We start from the raw sequence: 19,239 nt of genomic DNA, 5'->3' as shown, positions 1-19,239 counted from the left end.
GACTCGTTCCTTGACGAGTGACTGAGAAAATAGGGCGATCTTATCCCTCATAAAGCGAGTTCGTAATGATCAGGCGCAACATCGTAATAGTGGGGGCCGGCTTCGGCGGCCTTCAGGTCGCCAAGCAGCTCCGTGGCCTGGAAGTCGACGTGACGATAGTCGATCGGCGAAATCATCATCTTTTTCAGCCGCTTTTATACCAAGTTGCCACGTCGGTCCTAGCAACTTCAGAGATCGCATGGCCAATTCGGCAGATGTTCCGAGGAAGTCCCAATGTACGCACGTTGCTTGGCGAGGTTGTTGGGATCGATCGCAATCAGCAGGTCGTATCATTAGCAGACGGGACTGTTCTTGCCTTCGATACCCTCGTTTTGGCGACTGGTGCGCGGCACATGTACTTCGGTCACGATGAATGGGAAATGCCCGCTCCAGGGCTAAAGACACTTGAAGATGCAACGACTATTCGGCGTCGAATCCTCATGGCTTTCGAAAAAGCAGAGGTCGAACGTGACGAAGAGCGCCGCAATGCACTGCTCACACTCTGCATTGTCGGGGCTGGCCCAACAGGTGTTGAGCTAGCCGGTATGATCGCGGAGCTTGCCCAGCGAACGCTAGTCGATGAATTCCGGGCTATCGATAGTCGAGCAGCTAGAGTCTTGCTTATTGAGGCGGGGTCAAGACTTCTTCCCACGTTTTCGGAGGATCTGTCTTTCTACGCTGAGAAATCCCTGAGCAAGCTGGGCGTCGAAATCCACAAAGGCCACCCGGTCACGGCTTGCACCTCAACCGGCATAAATGTCGGTTCAAGCTTTATCGCTTGCGAAACAATCATTTGGGCAGCGGGTGTGAAAGCATCTGATGCAGCGCAGTGGTTAGGGGTTCCAAACGATCGCGCCGGGCGTGTGATCGTGAAATCTGATCTAACAATTGACGGCGCAACGAACATCTACGTGATCGGCGATACTGCAGCCGTTGTATGGAAAGACGGTGCAAATGTTCCGGCAATCGCGCCGGCTGCGAAGCAGCAGGGATATTACGTAGCTCGGCGCATTCGAGCGGAGTTGCTAGGCAAAGCTTCCCGTGATGAGTTCAGGTATCGCCATCTTGGAAATCTGGCCACGATTGGACGCAACTCAGCGGTAATCGAATTTGGTAACCTTAAAATTCGAGGATGGCTTGCCTGGTGGATCTGGGGCGTCGCCCATATCTATTTCTTGATCGGTACGCGGAGTCGCCTAGCAGTTGCGATGAGTTGGCTCTGGATATCCTTCTCGCGCCAGCACAGTGCTCGCTTAATTACACAGCGAGACATCGTTTCTGTCGCTCAGAAGCCAACAAGCAGCGTCAACTCGGTTCTATAGTGGGCGTCGCGTGTATGCATTTGGCACCAGGGGCGAGAGGCTTATTCTCGTAGCTCATCATAGGGCGAGTCCGCGGACGAAGGCGTCGCGGATATCGGCGTCGGACGCGACTTCGCTCTTCGTCCGCGGCTTCTCGATCCAGCGTAGGTCCGTCATGACGCCGTTCACGAGGTCGACGATTTGCGGCTCCGGGACCTCATTGGCGAAACCAACGAATTGCCTGATCTGGCCGTAGACCTGGCCGTCGATTTCCTTCGGCACAATCTGGATCGTCGCACGGCGGCCACCGTCCGCGTCACGGACACTGTAGAACTCATGCCCGCCGACCAGCAGGTCTTCGTCGTATGACCCGCGCCCGATGCAATGCGCCATCTCCGCGCCTTCGACGTCGAAGGCAGCAGGTGAGAGGAGGCGGACCAGCGAATACTCGGCGCCGAGGTCCATCTCGTGGCGCTCGTCGGCGGACGTCAGTGTGAGATAGTGAGGCAGCGGCTGGCGCTGCAGGCGGCGCTCGGCCTTGTCTGCTTCGTGCAGCAGGCGCTTGACCGTGCCGCACTTCATGAGCTTCTTTGGACGCCCATGATCGTCCCGGTTCTTGAGCCACGCGTGGTTTTCCACGGACGCGGACCAAAGCCAGTCAACGATGTGAATGAGAGACTGCTCGTAGCGGCCGGCATAGTCGTCAACGGCTGAGTGCCAGTACCAAGACAGCTTTTCGAACGTGCTGAAGCTGTTCGGCCCGGGGTGACCGATCCTGGCGTCGCGGATGCGGACGTCCTTGAGGAAAATCCGGCCGACGGATGCGAAAAAGAGTTCGTCGATCGATGAGGCATTGCGAAGGGAGTCCAGCCGCGGGCCGATGTCGAGACGGCGCGCAAGGACGTGCATTCCCATCTTCTCCGCATCGGTCATCCGCATCGCCGCTCTCCCGTTCGCCGTCGATTATCCTGGTGGACCGATGATGTCCGGGGCCATGCATAGAAAAAGCCGCCCGGAGGCGGCACTTGTGATTTCACGGTTAACGACGGGCTCAGGCGGCCACCTTCTCCTCCTGCGCGTCAACATGGATGATGGATTCGTAGACGCCGACGGTTTGATATTTGGGGCCGAACAACACCTTTTGAGTGCGATCGCGCGCGTCCCATTCGTTGGTACGCTGGAGCTCTTTCGAAATACCGACCGCATCAAGAGCCGCGCGGCGATGCCCATCCAGGCGGCACACTTCGTCGCGTTGAACTGGAGTATCAAGGATATACGGATGTGCGAGGATACCTCGGCGGATCGCGACACGGCGTCCGCCGGTCGAAATCGAAACGCCGTGTTTCTACGATTCGGGGATTCATATTTGATGAGTAATGGGGGGAAACAGGAAAAACGCACGCAAACGCGAGGCAGGGAAGCCCGCCAGATATGGTCGAAGCGAGAAGATGACCCGCGCATCATCCTTTATCAGCAAGCAAGGACGAGTACCGACGGCGCTTAACGAGCCGAGCTGTCAGAGCCGTCCATGACTGCTGGCGGTCAARGCCCCGAACCTCAACGAGATGATCGAGCGCGCTGTCGAACAGCGAGTTCAGGAACGTCGACGTCAGGACCTGGCGGTCTCCGTCGCGCTTCATGGACTTCAGCGCCGCCCGGACCGCTGCCGACAGCGCCTCATCGATTGCCACGGGCTGAGGCTTGCCGACGTCCAGCCTACGTTTGCGAGTGCGCTGGGCAGATGTCCGCTGGCGCTCTGTCGTCCGATAGAAATCCCTTGCCATCGCTCAATACTCCCGAAACGACGTTTCCCGAGCTTACGAAACGACGTTTCGGTGCAAGCGACAAAACGGCGACCGTGGTGGTGGTCGCCGTAATCGAAACAAAGTGGAAATGGGACACCGATGTCCCATTGGCAAATTAAGAAGACGTGCGGGCGAACTTCAGAAGCTTCGGCTTCAGCAGGCCAGCTTTCGCTCGTGCCTTGATCGTTAGGGGAGCGCCTGCCTGGTCCGAAAAGACCCTCTCTAAATACTTCTCGATAGCCGCCGAGCCGTCAGCGCCGGACGCCAGCAACATGATAGCTGCATCTGCCAGGGCCTCGCGGGCACTGATCATGTCGAACTTGACGCTCCCACCATCGGCGCGTTCTTTCAGCTTCGCCCGCCGCTCGGCTTGCCTTGCCGCCTTGTAAGCCTTCCGTTCCTCATCCGGAAGATCGCGCACGGGCACCGAAGTAGGCTTCTTCGCCTTGAGCGGGCTATCGTCGGAAATCAGCTCCCTGAGCAGTTCAATCGTCAAACTCATCTTTGTACCCGTTCTACATGTGGAACATGATTTCGTGATCTACATGTAGAACCGTGCCTGTCGGCCGATCCTGGCGCAAGTCTTTTCTGATTTCTTGTTATACTTGTAGAACGCGATATAAAAACAGGCTGGCGCACTAGCAGGGCTCAGCCCAAAACCCGACACGGCACCAAGGGCTCATGGCCGCATTCGCGAACGAAACCCGAAGGGCTCCGCAATCCAGAACCCTGAGGAATCAGGGCCAGCACGTTGCCTCATGGACGCTGACGCATCTTGGGCGGCTCGGCGATTGCCGCTTGCACCAGGCTTCACCGATGGGCACTCTAAACCCTAGACAAGCGTAGCGCCCCGTCCTTTCTTTCGTAGACTGACAGAAACCAGTTACGCGGAGGCCCGGAGAACCCAAGACTTCTCTAGCAAAGGTATCGCGCTGTCGTCTTCTAACCCCTATAAAACCAAGTAGTAAAAATTTGTAGTCTCAAATATGTATTACCCCGGTATGCGGATCGCCGATGTTACAGTGCCAGTGCGGGTTTAGGCGGAATTTTATAGTTGCTCACCGTCACAAATCACTTGTGTCAGGCGTCGCCGGCAGCAATCCTTGAAGTATGAGAGCAGAAATCTTCGTTCCGATCCTGAAGACACCGAAGCGCGTGTACATCAACAAGCGGCCGCCGTCGCTTGCCGTTGTCGGCTCGGAGCGTGAAGGGATTGCCGCGGGCAAGTGGGCAGAAGAAGCCGTCTACACGAACGAAAAGAACAGCCCTCGGATTGAAATCCCCAGGGTAATCGTGAAGACCATGCGTCTCGTCAACTTCGAACACCTGACCGGTACGGACCTGGCAGTCTACTGGTTCCTCTTTGCGAACGCCCGTCAGCAAGGCATCCATCGTGAGCGTCATGCTGTGACTCTCGGCGCTATCGCGAAGTTCCTCGGCGTCCGTCACCTTTCTCGTATCCAGGCCTCGCTGGACAGGCTCGGCGGGGCAGACGTCCGCTATGACTGCAATCAGGACGGCACGAGGAAGCAGACCTCAAAGCTCATCGATATCGCCGAGACTGACCGCGACGTACCCGTAAAAGCGCGCAATCTCGTTCATTTCGAGCTTCCCGACGTTCTGCGCCGCGCAGTGATGAAGTCCAAGGACTACGCGCTGGTCGATATCAACGCATTGCCACGCCTACGGTCCCGATACGCCGTCACGCTCTTCATCCGCCTCTGCTATCTCGCAGGCATGAACGACGTCGCCAGGCCCAGCTGGAACGTCGATGTCGCGAAGCTGGCAGCGCACCTGTCGTTCCCGACGAAGGGGTTTCGCAAGCTTCATCTGACGAGGGCCGTGGCATTGGCGATCGACGAGATCAACGGACTGTCCAAGCTGCACCGCCGCTTTCAGTTCGATGTCATTGCACCGGACGAATACAGCGCCGAATACATGATCACCGTCGGCGGCTCGGCGAGGCGCGTAGCTGAAGTCAGCCCTGCAGAAATCCCGGACGACGAGTACGAAGCCATCTACAAGCGCGACGTCCTTCCGCTCGAAGATCATCAGTATCCGTCGGTTACCCTCCTGCGCCGGGCGGCCACGCTCATCGAAAAGCCCGCGAAGCTTATTTCGCACGAATGGCGGACTGATGTATGGGGCGCGACGCATCACGACGCGAGTGTCGGCGGCATGGACGGCTCAACGTTCCTGAAGGCGCTGCATGACAAGGGCGTCGAGGACATGTTCGACTGGTGGATCGACAGGCTTGTCTTTGCCCCGAACGGTCTGCGGGTCCGCCATGGCCTTGAACGGCCGCCGTTCGTTCCGACTAGGGCCGCCGCACCGGCCGCGCCTGACATCATCGAACCCGAGACCGTCGAGGAAGAGTCTGTTCCTGACGACGACGTCACCATGGCTGCCGACTACCAGTCCTTGGAATACGGAGACGTCGAAGCGCCCGCGCTCGTCGAAGCGGAAGACATCGATGATGCGGACATCCCGTTCTGACCTTCGATCGCACTCCATTAACTGAACACCCGGATGTCGCGTTGACAGCGAAATTCATACGCGGCATGGTTGCGTCGAATTGAGGACCAAGAACATGAACGCACTGCGAATAGCCATAGCTGTCTGAACGCTCGCAAGGGCCGACGCCGCTATCCGTTATACGCAGGAGACCGCATGTCCTACTTCCGCCGCAAGTTCTACACGTCCGACACGCATTTCGGCCACGGGCTGATGCTCACCTCGTGCAACCGTCCATACAAGTCCGCCGACGAGATGGACGAGGCGCTCATCCGCAACTGGAACGCCGTCGTCCGTCCCGACGACATCGTCTACCACCTCGGCGACTTCGCGATGAACCTCGGCGACGAGGACCGCGTCCGCTCCATTTTCAGCCGTCTCATGGGTTCCAAGATCCTGATCCTCGGGAATCACGATTACAAGAAACCCAACGCTCTGCACCCGACGCTGGCGCGTCTCGACTGGTTGGGGACACCAACGACTGCTCTCGAGACGACCGACGAAGGCCATCGCGTCTTTCTTTCGCACTACTCTCATCGCGTCTGGCCCGGCTCTCACAAGGGGTCTGTCCATTTCTACGGCCACTCACATGGAAAGCTCACGGGTGTCGGTCTCAGCCGCGACGTGGGCGTGGACGCGTTCGGCGTGGGCTATGCCCCGCGGACCTTTAAAGAGCTGACCGCTCGGATGGACCTGGAGGGCTAACGATGACCGGAGACGAACTCAACCAGATGTATGGCAGCATCATCGCGCCTGACGCACGGGTTTCCGTTCCGACGGAATGGATGCCCGCAATCCACAAAGCGCTTCAGGATATCGCGGATTTGCCGTCGGAAATCCGGGCATTCTTCATCATCGTTGCCATCGGACAGGACGCCGAAGGAGACCTCGTATTTTCCACGGCCGGTCTTCCGGCTTTCATCGGCTCAGAAGGCATGCGTCAGCTGCGCGGCATCATCGATGTCACCCTGCACGCCGTTAAGGGGAGCCTGCACTGATGGACAATCTCATGAGCCGTGTTCTCGTCAACAAGTATCGCGAAGTCTTCGTTCCTGGCGCGGTCGTAGACATCGCTGTCGGTCACTTCGGGATCGCCGATCGCGCGATCCACGCCCTCAAAGAGCTGCATCCGGGTCTGCGCGTCGGAGCGATCTCCCGCAACCGTGGCCTGATGTGGCTCGACGTCGGATACGACACAGCCGTCTATCCCGAGGACATCATCGACAGCGTCCTCGGAATCGTCACGGATGCCCGAACGCTTTCGGCGTGGACCTGCTCGAGGGACGGACGCCCGGCATGGCCGGTGGACGGGCCGAAGGGGCAGACGGTGCTTTGCCCTGGCTGCCAGAGTGACCTGGGCCTGGAGGTGCGTCGTCATGAGGCCTGAAGACATCGCGCAGCTGCGCACGGACTACCCGGAGATCATGACATCGTCGACGGGAATCGAAGAGACGATGCCAGACATCTGGCTGGCATCGATCAAGCGCTGCCTGTCAGAGCTTCGTCGCATCAAGGAAGGCTCCCTGTTTCCGGACACGCCTGCGGTCGATCTTCATGTCCGCGGCATCCGATCGGTCCAGCGTCGATTTCGCGCCAGCGGCCGCCCGACGGTCGGCTTCGAAGTCCATGCGCCCACAGCTCGCGGCCGTGGGCAGCAGGCGATTATGGGCGCGTTGGCGCACGCACAGTACGCATGCGGGGAGGCCGAGAAAGAGGAGCTGGGCCGTCAGCGCGCCGAGCAGATCAATGCCGACGCCGCGCGCTACGTAGCGGAGTGTCTTATTGGTCGCCGCATCGTCGACTTCCGCCACGTCGTGTTCGCGGGCGTCGACGACGATGCTTGGACCCAGGTGTCGTATGTCGAACTCGTCGTCGAGCGCGTGCGAGTGTTCCGCAATGGCGCTGCCATCGAGGGTCTCGACGAGGCGGCGCGGTCCCGCTTTCTCGAGATCTGCAAAGCGCGAGGGTAGCTAACATGTCTCAATTGCAAGACTCGGATATTGCCAAGGCGGCCGCTCACTACATTTGGGCGTCACTCGGCCGGGGCCGTCTTGTCCCGCTCGAGACTGCTGTCCGTCGGGTCCACGAGGAGGATGCCGAACACGAGGCATTCGTGGTTGCCGTCCACGCTCTGCTCATCGCGTTCCAGAACGGTGAGAGGCTGACAGCTCACCGTTCGGGGGACACCTGCGAGCCTCTCCGCGAGGATTTCAGGCGGCTCGGCTATGAGTGAGATCGCGGACGTCTTGGACGCATGGCAGCGCGGCGAGATATCGGGCCAAGAAGCCCGCCGCCGCACAGGCGCTAGATCCTACGGCTACCTCTATCGCCTAGTTCGCGAACATGATGTCGAAATTCGGTTTCGTCCTGGGGACGTCGCGCGTCGTATCCTCGAAGGCACTCTGACCCCCGAAAAGGGTCAGGAAATGCTCGGCATCGAGGACACCGCCGAGATGCCCGGCTTTGTTTCTGCCTGGACGGCGTAGGTTGGCCCGCGTTCAATACCACTGAAAAGCCCGAGATTCGCTCGTTGCTAGGCTCTTGAAAAGGCCTGTGGACAATGCACGGTTTTTAAGCTGCTGACCCTATGCTGACCCTAAGGGCGAAAATCAACAGCATGCAATTTCTGAGGAAACTACCACAACCTATTGATAATGCTATGTATATTGTGGTGAGAGCGTCGGGGTTCGAACCCGAGACCTACTGATTAAAAGTCAGTTGCTCTACCGGCTGAGCTACGCTCTCCCGCGGCCGCGGATGAGCGCGTCCTTGAAAGTGCGCGGAACATAGGCAGGTGACCTCTTGCGGTCAACCCGCAAAAACAGCAAAAATGCGGCTATCTGCCGCTTTTTCACGGCAATGCGAAAAGGTGATTGGCATTCGCCGCGTCGGGCCATTACCTCAAGCGCAAGACGCGGGCTCGCAAAAGGCCCGCCAGCCGGAGCCGCACGTGTCGATTGCCGAAATATCCCTGTTGAGCGCGCTTCTTGCCGGCGCCCTATCGTTTCTTTCTCCCTGCGTGCTGCCCCTCGTGCCGCCTTATCTTTGTTACATGGCGGGCATTTCGGTCGAGCAGTTCCGCGGCGGCGGGGGTGCGGCGGTCATCGAATCGCGGAGCGGCACGCGTCGCGCGGTGCTGAAGTCGGCGCTGTTCTTCACCCTCGGGTTTGCGACTGTGTTCGTAGCGCTCGGAGCCGGCGCCTCGACGATCGGCGTGCTCCTGCGCCAGCATCTCGATCTCCTGTCCAAACTCGGTGGCCTGATCATCATCGTCATGGGCCTGAATTTTCTCGGCGTCTTCCGGATTGGTATTCTCGCCCGCGAAGCGCGTTTCCAGGGCGGCGGGCAGCCGGCGACACTGTCCGGCGCCTATGTCATGGGACTCGCCTTCGCGTTCGGCTGGACGCCCTGCATCGGTCCGGTGCTTGGCGCCATCCTTGGGGTCGCCGCATCGCGCGATACGGTCGGCGAGGGGGCGGCGCTGCTCGCCATCTATTCGCTCGGCCTTGCCGTACCGTTCTGGATCGCCGCCGGTTTCTCCGGTGCCTTCATGCGGTTCCTCACCCGCTTCCGCCGCCATCTCGGCATGGTCGAGAAGGTCATGGGAGTCTTCCTGATCCTCACCGGGCTTGCCTTCATCTTCGGTTTCGTCACGTCCGCCGCAATCTGGTTCCAGCAGACCTTTCCAATCCTGACGCAAATCGGCTAACGGAAAACCGTCTTCCAATACGGCCCGGTCAGCGGGCAGGGTACCGATGACCGATATCATTGCATTGCTGTTGCCCTTCTTCGGGCTGATCTTCATCGGTTATCTTGCCGCAAGGGTGACGAAACAGCCGGCTGAAGCGCTCGGCTGGATGAATACGTTCATCATCTACGCGGCCCTGCCGGCGCTCTTCTTCAAGCTCGTGTCCCGCACGCCGGTCGAGCAGCTGACCCGGGCCGACTTCATTTTCGGCGAGATCGGCGCGACCTACCTGGTCTTCCTGGTTCTCTTTCTGATCGGCTTCTTCATCCGCCGCAATTCCTTTGCCGATTGCACCATCCAGTCGTTTGCCGGCGCCTACGGCAATATCGGTTATATGGGGCCTGGCCTGGCGCTACTTGCTTTCGGCGAGGCGGCGGCGGTGCCGGTGGCGCTGATCGTCTGTTTCGAGAACGCCGCGCATTTCATCGTCGCACCGGCGATGATGGCAATGGCCGGCGGCGACAAACGCCCAGCCGCCCATGTGGTTGCCGATATTGTCCGGAAAGTGGTGATGCATCCGTTCATCATCTCAACGGCGCTGGGCTTCTGCTTCGCGGCATTTGCGGTGCAGCCGCCGGCAGCCTTCCAGCGGCTCGTCGATTATCTCGCGCAGGCTGCAGCACCGTGCGCGCTATTTGCCATGGGAGTGACGCTGGCGCTGAGGCCGATCAAACGTGTGCCGGTGGAGATCGGTTATATCGCGGTCTTCAAGCTGATCCTGCTGCCGATGACGACCTATATGGTCCTGTCACTGATCGGCAATTTCGATCCGGTGTGGATCTATTCCGCGACGCTGCTTTCGGCGCTGCCGACAGCGACCAATGTCTTCGTCATCAGCCAGCAATACGGCGTCTGGCAGGAGAGGGCGTCGGCCAGCATCCTGATCATCACCGTTGCGTCAGTGGGGACCTTGCCGGTATTGTTATACCTCATCAATTCCGGAACGTTACCGCCGGATCTCTTTCCGTAAGGCATCGACGACAGCGCGCAGGCCCCGGCCGGGCTCGATCCCTTCGCGCATCAGCAGATTGCGCAGCGGCGGTGCATAGGTAAGGATGTGCAGGCCGGCGGCCCGCAGCATCTGCACCGGCAGGAAATCCGACAGCAGCGAACGGTTGAGAAGATCGACGCCGACCGTGCGGCTGACGATGTCCGGCCCGCGGCGCCGGCTGAAGCGATCGCCGGCATCGGCTGCAATCGCGCGGTCGCTGGTTGCGACGAGCAGTTCCGAAACGGCGATGATATCGCGCAGCGACAGGTTGAGGCCCTGCGCTCCGATCGGCGGAAAGGCATGCGCGGCCTCGCCGATCAGCGCCAGCCGACCCTTGCCGAACCGCTCTGCCATCAGGCTGGAGAGCGGCCAGGCCTGCGCAGTGCCTTCGACAGTCACCTTGCCGAGCACCGATTGCATGCGGTTTTCGACCAGCCGCGACAGTTCCCCGGTCGGAAGTTCGACAAGTCGGCGAGCTTCATCCGGCTTCACCACCCAAACGAGGCTGGAACGCAGGCCCGGCAGGGGAACCTGCGTGAACGGCCCGCTTTCGGTATGGAATTCGGTCGAGATATTGCCGTGTGGCACGCTGTGGGCGAAATTCAACACCACCGCCGACTGTGGATAGGACCAGCGACGCACGCCGATGCCGGCGGTCTCACGGGCTTTCGAATTGCGTCCATCGGCGGCAGCCACGAAGTCGGCACCGATCGAGGCGCCGTCCGACAGCGTCAGCATGGCTCGTTCGGCCGAGAAGTCGAACGTCTCGACGTTTTGCGCGATCCTGCTGATATTGGGTTCGGCGGCAACGGCGGCATCCAGCGTTTCCGACAGCGCGCGGTTGGGAATGTTGTAGCCGAAGGCGTAGAGTCCGACATCCTGCGCCCGGAACTGCGCCGTCGGTGCGCGCAGCAGCCGTTTGGTGCCGTCGATGATCTGCATCATCGAAAGCGGGGCGGCTGAAGCCGCAATGTCCTCCCAGACGCCAAGCCGTTCGAGAAAACGGATGGACTGATCCATCAGCGCGGTCGTGCGTTCATCGGTCTTTTCGGATGGCGGTGCGATCAGCGCCACCTTGCGGCCGGCGCGCGCGAGCGCCAGGGCGGCAACCGATCCGGAAAGTCCTCCGCCCACCACCGCAATCTCGAAATGCTGCATGTCCGTCGTCCTGCGCTGCAAATGTACGGTGGATTATCTAGAGCTTCGGGGCGAGCATATCCATGGGGCACGGCAGCGCAGCATAGAAAAAGCAATGCTTTATGTCTGGCGGCGCCCCCAAGCCGGTTGCAATGCGCGGTGATTGGCCGCATATCTCGCCGGATGAGGGAAAGACGGGACTGACGCGTGATCAGACGAATCTTCAATTACAAAAAAGTCCCGTATGCTGAAATCCGCGCCTTCTCGGTTCATCTGCTGACGGCGTCCGGCTCGTTCCTTGCTTTCCTCGGCGTCGTCGCTGCAGCCGAGCATCGTTTCGTCGACATGTTCTGGTGGCTCGGCCTTGCGCTTCTCGTCGATGGCATCGACGGGCCGATCGCTCGCAAGGTCCGGGTCAAGGAAGTCCTGCCCAACTGGTCGGGCGATACGCTCGACAACATCATCGACTACGTGACCTACGTGCTGCTTCCGGCGTTTGCACTTTATCAGAGCGGCATGATCGGCGAACCTTGGTCCTTCGTTGCCGCAGGCGCGATCGTCGTCTCGAGCGCGGTTTATTATGCCGACATGGGCATGAAGACGGACGAGTACTTTTTCTCCGGTTTTCCGGTCGTCTGGAACATGGTGGTCTTCACACTGTTCGTCGTCGACGCGAGCGCAACGGCGGCTCTGGTCCTCGTCTCGGTCTCTGTCATTCTCACCTTCCTGCCGATCAACTTCCTGCACCCAGTGCGCGTCAAACGGCTCCGTCCGCTCAATCTGGCTGTCTGCCTCATCTGGTGCGCCCTCGGCGGCTATTCGCTGCTCCTGCATTTCGAGACGCCCGCCTGGGTCGTTTACGGCGTCGTCCTGAGCGGTATCTATCTCTATTGCATCGGCAGCGTGCTGCAGCTTTTCCCCAGTCTCGGAAAATAGTTGGACCTTCCTGCAACCCCCTTTCTTTAGTGTTGTGCGAAGCAACAAATACGGTATCAATATCAGTCGAATGTCCGGAGTGATCGCCGGATGTCGGGAAAATCAATACGCCGCGTCGCCCTGAAAAACCTCGAAGAAGGTCGGCCCGCGGTGAACGAGGGGGTTCAGTGACGTTATCCGAGGGTCCCGCGACCGGTCCGCTTCTGTCGGTTCGAGGTTTGACCAAGCTTTTCGGCAGCTTCGCGGCCTGCAACGCGATCGATCTGGATATCGCGCCCGGCGAAATCCACGCATTGCTCGGCGAAAACGGCGCCGGCAAGTCGACGCTGGTAAAAATGCTGTTTGGCGTGCTGCAGCCGAGCGCCGGCCAGATCCTCTGGCAGGGCACGCCGGTGACGATCGCTTCGCCGGGCGAGGCCCGTCAGCTCGGCATCGGCATGGTCTTCCAGCATTTCTCGCTGTTCGAGGCGCTGACGGTGGCGGAAAACATCGCGCTGTCGCTCGACCCGAAGATTTCGCTCGCCAGGATCTCGGACGAGGCGGCATCGCTTTCCAAGGCATACGGCCTGCCGCTCGATCCCAAGGCGCATGTGGCGGACCTTTCCGTCGGCGAGCGCCAGCGCATCGAGATCGTCCGGGCTCTGCTTCAAAACCCCAAGCTGATCATCCTCGACGAGCCCACATCGGTCTTGACGCCGCAGGAAGCGGACCGGCTGTTCGAGACCCTGTTCAAGCTGAAGGCCGAGGGTCGGTCGGTGCTCTATATCAGCCACAGGCTGGAGGAAGTGCGCCGCATCTGCGACCGCGCCACGGTTCTGCGCCATGGCAAGGTCACGGGCGCCTGCGATCCGAAAAAGGAGACGCCGGCCTCGCTCGCCCGCATGATGGTCGGCTCCGACGTCGCCGAAGTCCATCGCGACAGCGCAGCAGCACTCGGCGATATCCGCATCGAGGTCAGCAATCTGTCGGTGCCGGCGCGCACGCCTTTTGCGGTCTCGCTGAAGAACGTCGCCATGAAGGTCCGAGCCGGCGAAGTGCTGGCGATCGCCGGTGTTGCGGGCAACGGACAGGGCGAACTCTTCGATGCGCTCTCGGGCGAATATCCGGTCGCCGAAGACGAGGCGATCCGCATCCGGGGCAAGGCGATTGGCCGCACCGGCATCAACGGCCGCCGCCTGCTTGGCGCCGGCTTCGTGCCGGAAGAACGCCACGGCCACGCCGCCGTCTCCGCTATGGTGCTTTCGGACAATCTCCTGCTTGCCCGCAGCCAGTCGGACAAAAAGGCCTTTCTGTCCGGCGGTGCCTTTTCCGTCATCCGCTTCGATGCGATCCGCTCCGCCACCCGCCGCATCTGCGAGGCGATGGATGTCCGCAAGAGCGGCGAAGATCCGCAGGCGGGCTCGCTCTCCGGCGGCAATCTTCAGAAATTCATCGTCGGGCGCGAGCTTGACCGCCAGCCATCGGTGCTCGTCGTCAACCAGCCGACCTGGGGTGTCGATGCCGGTGCGGCAAGCCGCATCCGCCAGGCGCTGATCGATCTCGCCAAGTCGGGCTCGGCGGTGGTGGTGATCAGCCAGGATCTCGATGAGATCTTTGAGGTGGCGACGAATATCGCGGTGATCTCGGAAGGTCGTCTTTCCGAGCCCCATCCGGCCGGCACGCTGACGTTGGAACGTATCGGTCTGCTGATGGGCGGTATCCACGAAAGCCACTCCAATCCGGAGGCGGCGCATGCGCATTGAGCTCCAGAAGCGCGCCCGCGTCTCGACGCTGTTCTCGATCCTCTCGCCGCTGCTCGCCTTGGTGCTGACGCTGCTTTTCGGCGCGATCATGTTCTGGCTGCTCGGCAAGAACCCGCTGAGCGCGCTCTACATATATTTCGTCGAGCCGTTGCTGGAGGTGTGGTCGCTGCACGAACTGGCTGTGAAAGCAGCCCCGCTGATCCTCATCGCTGTCGGGCTTGCTGTCTGTTACCGGTCCAACAATTGGAATATCGGCGCCGAAGGCCAGTTCACAATAGGCGCGATTACCGGATCGATCCTGCCGGTCATGTATCCGGCCTGGCACTCGCCGATGATCCTGCCGCTGATGCTGATCCTCGGCATGGTCGGTGGGGCGCTTTATGCAGGCATCCCGGCACTTTTGAAGACGAGGTTCAACACCAACGAAATCCTGACCAGCCTGATGCTGGTCTATATCGCCCAGCTTTATCTCGATTGGCTGGTACGCGGACCATGGCGTGATCCGCAGGGCAACAATTTCCCGATCACGAAGACGTTCCAGATCGAGGCCGTCGTGCCGGAAATTCTGTCGTCGTCCGGCCGCGCCCACTGGGCCTTCGTCTTCGCCATCGTCGCCGCCGTGGCGTTATGGTTCATGATGCGCTTCATGCTGAAGGGCTTCGAGGTCTCGGTGCTCGGCCAGTCGGAGCGGGCAGGGCGGTTCGCAGGCTTCTCCGCCCGCCGGATGGTGTGGTTCTCGATGCTGCTGTCGGGCGCGCTCGCGGGCCTTGCCGGCATTTCGGAGGTCTCCGGCTCGATCGGCCACCTGCAGCCGGTTATCTCGCCGGGCTACGGCTTCACGGCGATCATCGTCGCCTTCCTGGGGCGGCTCAATCCTCTTGGGATCATTGCTTCCGGGCTCGTGCTGGCGCTCACCTATCTCGGTGGAGAAGCGGCGCAGCTGTCGATCGGCATTTCGGACAAGGTCAGCCGCGTCTTTCAAGGGTTGCTGCTCTTCTTCGTGCTCTCCTGCGATACGCTGATCCACTACAAGATCCGGCTGATCTTTGCGGGCGCGAAAACGGCGGAGGTGAAGGGCTGATGTTCGAGGCGATCCTTCTTACCGTCATCACCGCATCGACCCCGCTGGTTCTGGCAGCTCTCGGCGAGCTGGTGACCGAACGCTCCGGCGTGCTGAACCTCGGCGTCGAAGGCATGATGATCATGGGCGCCGCCTGCGCTTTCGTTGCCGCGCAACTGACTGGTTCCCCCTATGTCGGCCTCCTCGCCGGCATTTTGGGCGGAGGGGTGTTCTCGCTGCTCTTCGGATTACTGACGCTGACGCTGGTGGCCAATCAGGTCGCGACCGGGCTTGCGCTCACCATCCTGGGGCTCGGGCTTTCCGGCCAGATTGGCGAGGCTTTCGTCGGCCAGCCCGGCATCAAGCTGCAGCCGATCGTCTTCCCGCTTCTCTCCGACATCCCGTTCTTCGGCCGCGTCCTGTTCGCGCAGGACCTCACCTTCTATCTCTCGGTTGTGCTCGTGATCGGCATCAACTGGTTCCTGTTCAGGAGCCGGACCGGTCTTAAGCTGCGGGCGATCGGCGACAGCCATGCCTCCGCCCATGCACTCGGCATCAACGTCATCCGCACCCGTTATCTGGCGGTCATGTTCGGTGGTGCCTGTGCCGGGCTGGCAGGCGCGCAGCTTTCGCTCGTCTACACGCCGCAATGGGTGGAGAACATGTCCGCCGGCCGCGGTTGGATCGCGCTCGCGCTCGTCGTCTTCGCCTCCTGGCGGCCGTGGCGGGTTCTGGCCGGCGGTTACCTGTTCGGCGCAGTCGGCATCGGCCAGTTGCATGCCCAGATCCTGGCGCAGAACCTCGGCATCGTCATCCCGTCTCAGTTCCTGTCCGCACTTCCTTATGCGGCGACTATTGTCGTGCTGATCATCATTTCGCATAATCGTCGCACGACGCTCATCAATACGCCGGCTTCGCTCGGGAAACCCTTTGTCCCCGACCGGTGACCGCGGAACCAAAAACAAAACGTCTTCAAGCCAATAGAGGTCAGGAAATGAAGAAACTGATTATCGCCCTTGCCGCATCGGCCGCCCTGATGGGCGGTTTTTCGACAGGCGCCCAAGCCCAGGAGAAGAAGAAGGTCTGCTTCATCTACGTCGGTTCAAAGACGGATGGTGGCTGGACCCAGGCGCATGAACTTGGCCGCCAGCAGCTCGACAAGGCACTCGGCACCAAGGTTGAAACGCCCTTCCTCGAAAACGTTCCGGAAGGCCCGGATGCGGAACGCGCCATCGAGCGCATGGCTCGCTCCGGTTGCTCTCTGGTCTTCACCACCTCCTTCGGTTTCATGGACGCCACCGTCAAGGTCGCCGCGAAATTCCCGGATGTGAAGTTCGAGCATGCGACCGGCTTCAAGGCCGCTCCGAATCTCGCCACCTACAATTCGCGCTTCTATGAAGGCCGATACATCCAGGGCCAGATCGCCGCGAAGATGTCGAAGAAGGGCGTTGCCGGTTACATCGCCTCCTTCCCGATCCCGGAAGTGGTAATGGGCATCAACGCCTTCGAACTCGGCGCGAAGTCGATCAACCCGAACTTCAAGCTGAAGGTCGTCTGGGCCAATACCTGGTTCGACCCGGGCAAGGAAGCCGATGCCGCCAAGGCGCTGATCGACCAGGGCGTTGATATCCTGACCCAGCACACCGACACGACCGCTCCGATGCAGGTCGCCTCCGAGCGCGGCATCCTCGCCTTCGGCCAGGCCTCCGACATGATCGCGGCCGGCCCGAAGACGCAGCTGACCGCCATCGTCGACACCTGGGGTGCGTATTACATCAAGCGCACCAAGGCGCTGCTCGACGGCACCTGGAAGTCGGAGCAGATCTGGGACGGCCTGAAGGACGGCATCCTGACCATGGCGCCCTATACCAACATGCCGGATGACGTGAAGGCCATGGCCGAGGAGACCGAAGCCAAGATCAAGTCGGGCGAACTGCATCCGTTCACCGGCCCGATCAACAAGCAGGACGGCAGCGCATGGCTGAAGGCCGGCGAGAAGTCGGATGACGGCACCTTGCTCGGCATGAACTTCTACGTCGAAGGCGTGGACGACAAACTGCCGAAGTAACGAGGATTGGTCGGCCCGGCCGACGAAACGATCAGCGGATCGTTTCGAGCGACGAACGTCCGGAGCTAAGCGACGGGCAGTGGTCGAGTTCACAGAATGGAGGGCGCTTTTCGGGGCGCCCTTTTTGTTTCCGGCGCACATAAGGCTTTTATCGCCCGTCAATCATCTTGCTGGTATGAAGCGGCAAATCGCCTGAGAAGGAGAATCCCCATGAGCCGTTCCTGCCTTGCCGTCATCCTCGCCGCCGGCGACAGCACACGCATGAAATCGTCGATGTCGAAGGTGCTGCATCCAATTGCCGGCCGTCCGATGATCGCGCATGTGATGGCGGCGGTGGCATCGACCGGCGTGACCGAGGCGGCTCTGGTCGTCGGCCGCGACGCAGACGGAGTGGCCAGGGCCGGCGCGGTCGAAGGCGTTTCCGTCGAGGCTTTTCTGCAGGCGGAGCGCCGCGGCACCGGCCATGCGGTCCTGACGGCGAAACAAGCGATTGTCCGCGGTTACGACGACATCCTGGTCGCCTATGGCGACGTGCCGCTGATCACTTCCGCGCCCTTCGCCGAGGCGCGGGAAAAGCTTGCCGCCGGCGCGGATGTCGTGGTGATTGGTTTTCATACGGACAAGCCGACCGGTTACGGCCGCCTGCTGGTCGAAGGCGGCGAGCTGATCGCCATCCGCGAAGAGAAGGATGCGACGGAAGAAGAGCGCAAGGTCACCTGGTGTAATAGCGGCCTGATGGCGATCAACGGGCGCAAGGCGCTTGCGCTGCTCGAGAGCATCACCAATCAGAACGTCAAGGGCGAATATTATCTGACGGACATCGTCGAGATCGCCCGTGCCACGGGCGGCAAGGTCGTGGCGGTCGATGCGCCGGAAACGGAAGTCGCCGGCTGCAACAACCGCGCCGAACTGGCCATGCTCGAAAGGCTCTGGCAGGAACGCCGCCGCCACGAACTGATGATCTCGGGCGTCAGCATGATTGCGCCGGAAACCGTGTTCCTTTCATATGATACGCAGATCGGTCAGGACGTGTTGATCGAGCCCAACGTTGTGTTTGGTCCGGGCGTTCGGATCGACGGCGGGGCCGTGATCCACGCCTTTTCGCATATCGAAGGCGCCCATGTGGCAGGCGGCGCGACCGTCGGACCTTTCGCGCGGCTTCGCCCCGGTGCCGATCTTGCCGCCGGCTCCAAGGTCGGGAATTTCTGCGAGGTCAAGAATGCCAGGATCGACGAAGGCGCCAAGGTCAACCACCTGACCTATATCGGCGATGCCTTTGTCGGCGCCCATGCCAATATCGGCGCCGGCACGATCACCTGCAACTACGACGGCGTCAACAAGCACGAGACCCGCATCGGCGCCAACGCTTTTGTTGGTTCGAACTCGTCGCTCGTCGCACCCGTCTCGATCGGCGCCGGCGCCTATGTCGCTTCGGGAAGCGTCATCACCGAAAATGTCCCGGCCGATGCGCTCGCCCTCGGCCGTGCCCGCCAGGAGATGAAGCCGGACCGCGCAAAAATCCTCCGCGAGCGGGCACTCGCCCTCAAGCTCGCCAGGAAGGCGCAAAAGTAGCCCGGCCATTAACATTTGCGCGTTACTTTCCGACATCGAAAGTGACCGGCGGGCCGATTGCGCAAAACCTGCAATCGGCTAGGAGTTCGCGCGGGTTCCACGAAGCGAAGAGGGTCGTTCATGTGCGGAATTGTCGGGATCGTCGGAAATTCGCCGGTGGCGGCGCGTCTCGTCGATGCGTTGCGAAGGCTCGAATACCGCGGTTATGATTCCGCCGGCGCGGCGACCGTCCACGAGGGCCGGATGGACCGCCGCCGCGCCGAGGGAAAACTCTTCAATCTTGAAAAGAAGCTCGACGCCGAGCCGCTGCCCGGGACGCCCGGGAC

At 60.8% G+C, this 19,239-nt stretch carries 20 protein-coding genes, 1 tRNA gene and 1 pseudogene; 18 read left to right on the top strand and 4 right to left on the bottom strand.

Translation table 11 applies throughout. From position 1 onward, the window contains the following. The first annotated feature begins 65 nt into the window (after positions 1-65). Positions 66-1,361 (top strand): NAD(P)/FAD-dependent oxidoreductase, encoded by a 1,296-nt coding sequence (locus AC1D3C_RS07005; protein WP_477482394.1) that lies wholly within the window; start codon positions 66-68, stop codon positions 1,359-1,361. A 57-nt stretch (positions 1,362-1,418) separates the two neighbouring features. On the opposite strand, the gene AC1D3C_RS07000 is transcribed toward AC1D3C_RS07005, so the two are convergent. Beyond that, positions 1,419-2,279 (bottom strand): hypothetical protein, encoded by an 861-nt coding sequence (locus tag AC1D3C_RS07000; protein WP_477482393.1) that lies wholly within the window; start codon positions 2,277-2,279, stop codon positions 1,419-1,421. A 55-nt stretch (positions 2,280-2,334) separates the two neighbouring features. Between AC1D3C_RS07000 and AC1D3C_RS06995 the strand changes: the two genes are divergently transcribed. Next, positions 2,335-2,844, top strand: coding sequence for a hypothetical protein (locus tag AC1D3C_RS06995; protein WP_477482392.1), 510 nt, complete (start codon positions 2,335-2,337; stop codon positions 2,842-2,844). 416 nt (positions 2,845-3,260) lie between these two features. Here AC1D3C_RS06995 and AC1D3C_RS06990 read toward each other — a convergent pair whose 3' ends face one another. Further along, positions 3,261-3,647, bottom strand: a complete 387-nt coding sequence (locus AC1D3C_RS06990) for a hypothetical protein (protein ID WP_477482391.1) — start codon at positions 3,645-3,647, stop codon at positions 3,261-3,263. Positions 3,648-4,255: 608 nt separating this feature from the next. On the opposite strand from AC1D3C_RS06990, the gene AC1D3C_RS06985 reads away from it, so the two are divergent. The 7 genes from AC1D3C_RS06985 to AC1D3C_RS06955 all read left to right on the top strand — a co-directional run bounded on the left by AC1D3C_RS06985 (position 4,256) and on the right by AC1D3C_RS06955 (position 8,145). Further along, on the top strand, positions 4,256-5,641 hold the full coding sequence (locus tag AC1D3C_RS06985) for a hypothetical protein (RefSeq protein ID WP_477482390.1): 1,386 nt from the start codon (positions 4,256-4,258) through the stop codon (positions 5,639-5,641). Between the two features lie 174 nt (positions 5,642-5,815). Continuing rightward, positions 5,816-6,364 (top strand): metallophosphoesterase, encoded by a 549-nt coding sequence (locus AC1D3C_RS06980; protein ID WP_477482389.1) that lies wholly within the window; start codon positions 5,816-5,818, stop codon positions 6,362-6,364. A 2-nt stretch (positions 6,365-6,366) separates the two neighbouring features. Further along, complete coding sequence (locus AC1D3C_RS06975) at positions 6,367-6,657, top strand: hypothetical protein (RefSeq protein ID WP_477482388.1); 291 nt, start codon at positions 6,367-6,369, stop codon at positions 6,655-6,657. Next, a complete protein-coding gene (locus AC1D3C_RS06970; RefSeq protein ID WP_477482387.1) occupies positions 6,657-7,046 on the top strand; it encodes a hypothetical protein in 390 nt (129 codons plus the stop codon). Before AC1D3C_RS06975 ends, AC1D3C_RS06970 begins: the two co-directional genes overlap by 1 nt. Further along, a complete protein-coding gene (locus AC1D3C_RS06965; protein ID WP_477482386.1) occupies positions 7,036-7,629 on the top strand; it encodes a hypothetical protein in 594 nt (197 codons plus the stop codon). The genes AC1D3C_RS06970 and AC1D3C_RS06965 overlap by 11 nt, the downstream gene beginning before the upstream one ends. Before the next feature lie 5 nt (positions 7,630-7,634). Beyond that, positions 7,635-7,892 (top strand): hypothetical protein, encoded by a 258-nt coding sequence (locus AC1D3C_RS06960; RefSeq protein WP_477482385.1) that lies wholly within the window; start codon positions 7,635-7,637, stop codon positions 7,890-7,892. Beyond that, complete coding sequence (locus AC1D3C_RS06955; protein ID WP_477482384.1) at positions 7,885-8,145, top strand: hypothetical protein; 261 nt, start codon at positions 7,885-7,887, stop codon at positions 8,143-8,145. Before AC1D3C_RS06960 ends, AC1D3C_RS06955 begins: the two co-directional genes overlap by 8 nt. Positions 8,146-8,328: 183 nt before the next feature. On the opposite strand, the gene AC1D3C_RS06950 is transcribed toward AC1D3C_RS06955, so the two are convergent. Beyond that, positions 8,329-8,404, bottom strand: a tRNA-Lys gene (locus AC1D3C_RS06950). 205 nt (positions 8,405-8,609) lie between these two features. Here AC1D3C_RS06950 and AC1D3C_RS06945 point away from each other — a divergent pair. Together AC1D3C_RS06945 and AC1D3C_RS06940 are read left to right on the top strand one after the other, a co-directional pair. Further along, on the top strand, positions 8,610-9,368 hold the full coding sequence (locus AC1D3C_RS06945; RefSeq protein WP_247136313.1) for a cytochrome c biogenesis CcdA family protein: 759 nt from the start codon (positions 8,610-8,612) through the stop codon (positions 9,366-9,368). A gap of 46 nt (positions 9,369-9,414) precedes the next feature. Then, the gene (locus AC1D3C_RS06940; RefSeq protein ID WP_477482383.1) at positions 9,415-10,377 is read left to right on the top strand and encodes an AEC family transporter; all 963 of its coding nucleotides are present in this window, start codon (positions 9,415-9,417) and stop codon (positions 10,375-10,377) included. Here the strand turns inward: AC1D3C_RS06940 and AC1D3C_RS06935 are convergent. Further along, positions 10,354-11,556, bottom strand: coding sequence for a UbiH/UbiF family hydroxylase (locus tag AC1D3C_RS06935; protein WP_477482382.1), 1,203 nt, complete (start codon positions 11,554-11,556; stop codon positions 10,354-10,356). The two genes, AC1D3C_RS06940 and AC1D3C_RS06935, sit on opposite strands and share 24 nt — an antisense overlap. A 186-nt stretch (positions 11,557-11,742) precedes the next feature. Between AC1D3C_RS06935 and pcsA the strand changes: the two genes are divergently transcribed. The 7 genes and pseudogenes from pcsA to AC1D3C_RS06900 all read left to right on the top strand — a co-directional run. Continuing rightward, the gene (gene pcsA, locus AC1D3C_RS06930) at positions 11,743-12,471 is read left to right on the top strand and encodes a phosphatidylcholine synthase (RefSeq protein WP_477482381.1); all 729 of its coding nucleotides are present in this window, start codon (positions 11,743-11,745) and stop codon (positions 12,469-12,471) included. A 167-nt stretch (positions 12,472-12,638) separates the two neighbouring features. After that, positions 12,639-14,213, top strand: a complete 1,575-nt coding sequence (locus AC1D3C_RS06925) for an ABC transporter ATP-binding protein (RefSeq protein WP_477482380.1) — start codon at positions 12,639-12,641, stop codon at positions 14,211-14,213. Next, positions 14,203-15,294, top strand: coding sequence for an ABC transporter permease (locus AC1D3C_RS06920; RefSeq protein WP_477482379.1), 1,092 nt, complete (start codon positions 14,203-14,205; stop codon positions 15,292-15,294). Before AC1D3C_RS06925 ends, AC1D3C_RS06920 begins: the two co-directional genes overlap by 11 nt. Next, a complete protein-coding gene (locus AC1D3C_RS06915; RefSeq protein WP_477482378.1) occupies positions 15,294-16,220 on the top strand; it encodes an ABC transporter permease in 927 nt (308 codons plus the stop codon). The genes AC1D3C_RS06920 and AC1D3C_RS06915 overlap by 1 nt, the downstream gene beginning before the upstream one ends. Positions 16,221-16,267: 47 nt before the next feature. Continuing rightward, on the top strand, positions 16,268-17,341 hold the full coding sequence (locus AC1D3C_RS06910; RefSeq protein WP_038586820.1) for a BMP family ABC transporter substrate-binding protein: 1,074 nt from the start codon (positions 16,268-16,270) through the stop codon (positions 17,339-17,341). 210 nt (positions 17,342-17,551) lie between these two features. Then, positions 17,552-18,913, top strand: a complete 1,362-nt coding sequence (gene glmU / locus AC1D3C_RS06905) for a bifunctional UDP-N-acetylglucosamine diphosphorylase/glucosamine-1-phosphate N-acetyltransferase GlmU (RefSeq protein WP_477482377.1) — start codon at positions 17,552-17,554, stop codon at positions 18,911-18,913. 120 nt (positions 18,914-19,033) lie between these two features. Further along, positions 19,034-19,239, top strand: a pseudogene (locus AC1D3C_RS06900) (glutamine--fructose-6-phosphate transaminase (isomerizing)); the annotation flags it as partial.

The organism is Neorhizobium sp. P1_A6 (genome assembly GCF_056406795.1).
Note: the sequence above shows the minus strand (reverse complement) of the source record. Positions and strands in the feature narration are given on the sequence as shown.